This window comes from Nonomuraea lactucae (genome assembly GCF_003313395.1).
GTDB lineage: Bacteria > Actinomycetota > Actinomycetes > Streptosporangiales > Streptosporangiaceae > Nonomuraea > Nonomuraea lactucae.
Genome location: NZ_QNFZ01000198.1, coordinates 1 through 5,396, shown reverse-complemented (window position 1 = coordinate 5,396; position 5,396 = coordinate 1). Strand labels below are relative to the sequence as shown.

Below are 5,396 nucleotides of genomic sequence, written 5' to 3'. Positions count from 1 at the left end.
GGTCGCGGCCCGGCGGGCCCGAGACGCCGGCGGCGAGTCAGCGCCGGCGGTGGTGGCCGGCGGCGCTCTGGGCGTCGCCGGGGTTACGGTCGCCAACGGCGCGGACAACCTCTCGGTCTACACGCCGCTGTTCCGCACCATCGGACCGGCCTCGACCGTGGTGACCGGCGTGGTGTTCGCCGTCCTGGTCGCGTTCTGGTGCGCGGCGGGAGCCTGGCTCGGCTCCCACAAGAAGGTCATCGCGTTCGTGGAGAGGTTCGGGCACTGGCTGGTGCCCATGGTCTTCATGGTGATCGGGGTGGTGATCGTGGTGGAGTCCGGCGTCGTGAACCGCCTGCTCGGTTACGCCTAGTTGTATTGACCCGCAGGGTTGCTGACACGACTGATGGGTGGTTGTCCATCGAGTGCGGTGTGGCATCGGTGGTGGTTGTAGGTGTCGAGCAGGGTGCGATTTAGGCGCTCGACCTTGCCGTTCGTCTGCGGGCGATAGGGACGCGTGCGCTTGTGGGTGATCCCGGCGGCGCTGAGAGTCTGGGCGAATAGCCGGGATCTGTAGCAGGAGCCGTTGTCTGTGGTCTCCATGCGTTCGTCGGTCAGGACCTCGCTGTAGGCGAGCCGGGAGTGATCGTCGATGGCTGTGTGGACGAAGCTGTAGCCGATTACGGGGCTGCCGCCCTGGCGGGCGTCGGTTGTGGCCTGCCGGTTGCTGGTTGCCTGTTGGCGGGGCATGATCCGGTGTCCGCCACTGTCGGGGATGTTGCCGAGCTTCTTGATGTCGACGTGGACCAGTTCGCCGGGACGCTCGTGTTCGTATGGGCGGGGGTGCGGTGTGGTGTGGTCATGGGGGGCGACTGGAGCGGTCATGCAGCCCCTGATCGCCTTCGGCTCGCCAGCGGCGGACCCATTGTGGGCTGTGGTGCGGGAGATGCCCATTTCATCGGCAACGTGGGCGATGGGTCTGCCGGCTCGGACACGGTCGACGAGGAGTTGCCGTGGATGGTGAGTCGGGCATGGGGGTGGGGCACGAAGACCTCTCGGTTCCTGCGGACGTGCCTCGGCCGATGGTTGTTGGTCACCCGGTCAACCACCGCCCGGGGCCCGGCGGCGGGCCTGCCCTGGCGGGAGGAACCATCCGTGGTCAATTACGGCGGACGGCCCAGACGGTGCGCTCGGTGCGTACCGTCAGGTCGTCGCGGCGCAGGATGCTGTGCGGGCTGCTGGTGTCGAGGAGTTGGTCGAGCGCGGTGAGGTCCTCGGAGGAGAGTCTGTCTGCGATGACGCTGCGGATGCGCTGCAGGACGCCGGTGGCGTAGCGGCCGATCGCTTCGCTGCGGGTGCCGTCGAGGTTCACGGCGATGGTGCGTTCGCCCTCGATGGTGAATCCGGCGGCGGTCAGCATCGGGCCCCAGTCGGCCCCGCGGTGGGGCATGTGTTCGGCTTGGCGGCGGTCGGCTGCGGCGTGGACGCGCTCTTCCAGGCCGGGCCGTTCTGCGGGGGCATCCGCGGGCAGGAAGCGGGGGTGGCCGGCCAGTTCGACGACGGCGAACAGGCCGCCCGGCGCGAGCGTGTCGTGGACGGTGCGCAGTGCGCGGTCGGGGTGGGCCATGTGGTGCATCGAGGCCGATGCCCAGACCAGGTCCGGTGAGCCGAGATCGGGCCAGGCGGCTTCGTCGAGGTCGGCTTGCACGGTGCGTACGCGCATCTGGACGCCGAGGGTGCACGCCTTGGTGCGCAGGCGCTGAAGGTGTTCGGCGGAGGTGTCGACGGCGGTGACGTGCGCGTCGAGGAAGCGGTCGAGGAGGGCGAAGGTGCCCGCGCCCGTGCCGCAGCCCAGGTCCACGATGTGGTGTGGGTCGGTCTGCAGCGGCAGCCATGCGGTGATGGAGGCGGTGTGCTCGGCGAGCACTTCGGCGTCCAGGTCGAGGATCTCCGCCTGGCCCTCCATTTGCTCGTGGTGGTGACCGTGCGAAGCGCCGTGGTGGGGGGTGTGCGTGTGTAGGTGGTTCATGCTCTTCACGCTAAGACGGATATGCGCCTGCGGCACGAAGTGTCCCCGTTTACGCAAGATGATGGTCGGGGATGCTGCCGGACGCGCAAGAGGTCACCGCCCGTGGGGGCCGTCGCGCGGCCCGCGCGATCATTCGGGAGCGCCCTGGATGTCGTCGCCGCTGTCGCTCTGGTGGCCGCGGCGGGCGTCGCGGTCGAAGATGCCCAGGATCTCGCAGGGCCCGCCCTCGGCGCCGATCGCGTGCGGCATCATCGTGGGGAATTCGGCGGCTTGGTTGGGCTCGAGGCGGAAGCGGCGGTGGCCGAGCATGAGGATCGCGGTGCCGGACAGGACGACGAGCCATTCGCGCCCCGGGTGCGCACGCATGCGCGCCGGGTTCTCGGGGGGCGGTTCGGTCATGCGCTGGCGCACCACGCTCATCCCGGGGTCGGCCTTGATGGTCCAGCGCATCCGACCGTGGGTGCTGTCGATCGTCGGGCTGGTGACGACGTCGTCGGTGGCGGTCTCCACGAGCTGATCCAGCGTGGTGTCCAGGGCGCGGGCGAGGGTGACCAGCTGATCCAGTGCGAGGCGGCGCTGGCCGTTCTCGATGCGGCTCAGTGAGGACTGGCTGAGGTGGGCACGGGAGGCCAACTCCTCCAGAGACCAGCCCTGCGCTACCCGCAAGGCGCGGATGCGTTTGCGTACGAGGCTGTCCAGATCTCCATCTTCTTGCGTCATCGGCAACATTGTATGCCTTGGCAGCAAGCCAGGCTTAGCGTCGTGTGTAGATGGTCCGCAACGTCTGGGACCAGTGCACGAGGAAAGGCAGGAGGCCATGCTGTGACAACTTCTCCGTACGCGAGTGACGCACTGACCGGTGGGACCGTCGACGTGGTGGTGATCGGTGGGGGCGCCGCGGGGCAGAACGGTGCGCTGATGCCCGCCCGCTCCCGCCGCTCGATCGTTGTAATCGACAGCGGTTCCCCGCGCAACGCGCCGGCGGAGGCCACCACGGCTTCATCGTCTTGGACGGCACCCCGCCCCTGAGATCCTTCGGCGGGGCCGGGAGCAGGTGCGCCAATACGGAGGGCGCGTCCTCGCCGGCGTGCGCCTGACCAACGGCCAGGTCGTGGCCCGCCGCATCCTCGCGGTCGCCACCCGGATGGAAGCCCGCACCGAGGGACTGGACGGTCTGAAGCTGCCGGTGGAGGACCTGCCCGACAACATGGGCCGCCGCTTCGCCTCCGGCATGGCCGGCACCACCGAGGTGCCGGGCGTCTGGGTGGCGGGCAACGCCACCGACCTCGCCGCCCAGGTCGGCGCCGCCGCAGCGGCCGGCGCCCTGGCCGGCGCCCACATCAACAGCCTGCTGGCCACCACAGACACCGACGCGGCCCTCGCCGCAGCCCAGGGCGAAACTCCCGCCCTCTGATATCCGGCGCGGCACCGGGCCCGTACGCCCTCGATGCGTGCGACGGCCCGGGCCCGCCCACCCTCCCTCACCCGGCGACCGGCCCTGCTCCGGCGCTGACTCAGCATGCCCATTTTGAGAGGAATCCATGAGTACGAACCAGCCCGTACAGGCCACGCAAGCCGGCGGCGGGGGTGCCCCTGATGCGCGTCAGCTGCGCTCGATCCTGATCACCGTCTCGATCGCCCTGATGGCGGTCATCGCCTCGGTGACCGGTCTGAACGTCGCGCAGACCCACATGGCCGTGGAATTCGGTGCCTCCCAGAGCACGGTCCTGTGGATCATCAACATCTACACCCTCGCCCTGGCAGCGCTGCTGCTGCCACTCGGCGCCCTGGGTGACCGCCTGGGCCGCAAGCCCATGCTCGTTGCCGGGCTGGCGGTCTTCGGCATCGCCACCGTGGTCGCCGCCCTGGCCCCAACAGCGGAGGTGATGCTCGCCACGCGCGTGGTCAGCGGTATCGGCGCCGCGATGATCATGCCGATCACGCTGGCCGTCATCACCTCCACCTTCCCCGAAGAACAGCGCGGCAAGGCAATCGGCGTGTGGACCGGCGTCGCGGGAGGCGGCGGCATCCTTGGCATGTTCCTCGCCGCGCTCCTCGTCGACGTCGCCGACTGGCGCTGGCTGTTCACCCTGCCGGTGGTCCTGATCCTCATGGCCCTGGCCATGACGCTGAAGTCGGTTCCCAACTCCCGCGAGACCTCGGCCCACCGATTCGACACCGTCGGCGCCCTTGTCTCCATCATCGCCGTGACGGGCCTCATCTTCGTCCTGCAGGAAGGCCCCGAACGCGGCTGGACCGCGCCCGCGACACTGATCAGCCTGACCGTCGGCCTCATCGCCGCCATCGGCTTCGTGGCCTGGGAACTGCACCGCCGCGACGCCTCCCTGCTGGACGTGCGACTGTTCCGGAACCGCGGACTGTCAGGCGGCTCGCTCACGCTGCTGGTGGTCTTCGGTGTCCAGGCGGGCATCGGCGTGGTCCTCTTTCCCTTCTTCCAGGCCGTACTCGGCTGGTCGGGCCTGCTGTCCACGGTCGCGATGATGCCCATGGCCCTCGCGATGGTGATGTCCTCCGGCCTGGCCCCCAAGCTGGCCGCAGGAATCGGCGCTCGCATGACCATGGTGGCGGGCATCGCACTGGCCGGCGTCGGCATGGCGCTCATGGCCCTGTTCGTCTCCGTCAGCGGCGGCTATCTCTCCGTCCTGCCCGGCCTGCTCGCCATGGGCGTCGGCATGGGCCTGTCGATGACCCCGTCCACGGAGGCCATCACCGCCTCCCTGCCGCACGAGAAGCAGGGCGTCGCTTCCGCCCTCAACGACGTCACCCGCGAATTCGGCACCGCACTCGGCGTCGCCCTGCTCGGCGCACTCGTCTCCGCCGGCTACCGCAACGCCGTCAACGACAAGCTGCACGGCATCCCCCAAAGCGCCGCGGACACCGCCCGCGAAGGCGTCGCCAACGCCGTCGAGGCAGCGGGCAGCACCGGCCCGCACGCACAGGACCTGCTCCACGCAGCCCACCAGTCCTTCGTCGACGGCTGGCAGCAGGCCATGTGGGCAGGCGCCGCCATCATGAGCGCCCTACTCGTCTACATCGCCTTCCGCGGCCCCGAGAACACCCCCTCCGCGGTCGCGGACGAGACAGACCCCGCTGAGGCTGTCTCCGCCGGCTGACCGCACAAGAGCCGGGCCACAGCCGGAAGCAAAGGACAGAACCACCCCGCCCACTGTCAACAACGCTCGTGGTCAATACACCTAGTCCGCCCCCGCGGGCAGGGCGCGGCGGGGGTGGCCATCGGCATTCGGGTCCGTGAGGGCGCGGCGGGCGTACGCGCGGACGTCGGCGTCGGCGTCGCTCAGGGCCTGGCGCAGGGCGGCGGTGACCTCCGGCGCCGGTGCCCACGCGGTGAGCGCGAGCACGGCCGCCT

At 69.9% G+C, this 5,396-nt stretch carries 6 protein-coding genes and 1 pseudogene; 4 read left to right on the top strand and 3 right to left on the bottom strand.

The features are described from left to right. A partial coding sequence (locus DQW85_RS12445; RefSeq protein ID WP_205315068.1) for a cadmium resistance transporter occupies window positions 1-352 on the top strand: 352 nt, incomplete at its 5' end. Here DQW85_RS12445 and DQW85_RS12440 read toward each other — a convergent pair. The 3 genes and pseudogenes from DQW85_RS12440 to DQW85_RS12430 all read right to left on the bottom strand — a co-directional run bounded on the left by DQW85_RS12440 (window position 349) and on the right by DQW85_RS12430 (window position 2,728). Continuing rightward, window positions 349-1,025 (bottom strand): annotated as a pseudogene (locus DQW85_RS12440) (helix-turn-helix domain-containing protein). The gene DQW85_RS12445 and the pseudogene DQW85_RS12440 sit on opposite strands and share 4 nt — an antisense overlap. Before the next feature lie 113 nt (window positions 1,026-1,138). Then, window positions 1,139-2,008 (bottom strand): class I SAM-dependent methyltransferase, encoded by an 870-nt coding sequence (locus DQW85_RS12435; protein ID WP_113700481.1) that lies wholly within the window; start codon window positions 2,006-2,008, stop codon window positions 1,139-1,141. Between the two features lie 129 nt (window positions 2,009-2,137). After that, window positions 2,138-2,728, bottom strand: a complete 591-nt coding sequence (locus tag DQW85_RS12430; protein ID WP_205315067.1) for a helix-turn-helix domain-containing protein — start codon at window positions 2,726-2,728, stop codon at window positions 2,138-2,140. A gap of 12 nt (window positions 2,729-2,740) precedes the next feature. Between DQW85_RS12430 and DQW85_RS47920 the strand changes: the two genes are divergently transcribed. From DQW85_RS47920 to DQW85_RS12420, 3 genes are all read left to right on the top strand, one after another. Further along, window positions 2,741-3,037: an FAD-binding protein gene (locus tag DQW85_RS47920; RefSeq protein ID WP_338043381.1), complete on the top strand. Its 297-nt coding sequence runs from the start codon at window positions 2,741-2,743 to the stop codon at window positions 3,035-3,037. 25 nt (window positions 3,038-3,062) lie between these two features. Further along, the gene (locus tag DQW85_RS47915; protein WP_338043380.1) at window positions 3,063-3,422 is read left to right on the top strand and encodes a hypothetical protein; all 360 of its coding nucleotides are present in this window, start codon (window positions 3,063-3,065) and stop codon (window positions 3,420-3,422) included. A 127-nt stretch (window positions 3,423-3,549) separates the two neighbouring features. Beyond that, window positions 3,550-5,142, top strand: coding sequence for a DHA2 family efflux MFS transporter permease subunit (locus DQW85_RS12420; protein WP_113700479.1), 1,593 nt, complete (start codon window positions 3,550-3,552; stop codon window positions 5,140-5,142). The last annotated feature ends 254 nt before the right edge of the window (window positions 5,143-5,396 follow it).

Excerpts from the sequence above, each read along its gene's own strand:
- DQW85_RS12435 (WP_113700481.1), bottom strand. The coding sequence starts at position 2,008 with ATGAACCACCTACACACGCACACCCCCCACCACGGCGCTTCGCACGGT.
- DQW85_RS12430 (WP_205315067.1), bottom strand. The coding sequence starts at position 2,728 with ATGACGCAAGAAGATGGAGATCTGGACAGCCTCGTACGCAAACGCATC.
- DQW85_RS47920 (WP_338043381.1), top strand. The coding sequence starts at position 2,741 with ATGCCTTGGCAGCAAGCCAGGCTTAGCGTCGTGTGTAGATGGTCCGCA.
- DQW85_RS12420 (WP_113700479.1), top strand. The coding sequence starts at position 3,550 with ATGAGTACGAACCAGCCCGTACAGGCCACGCAAGCCGGCGGCGGGGGT.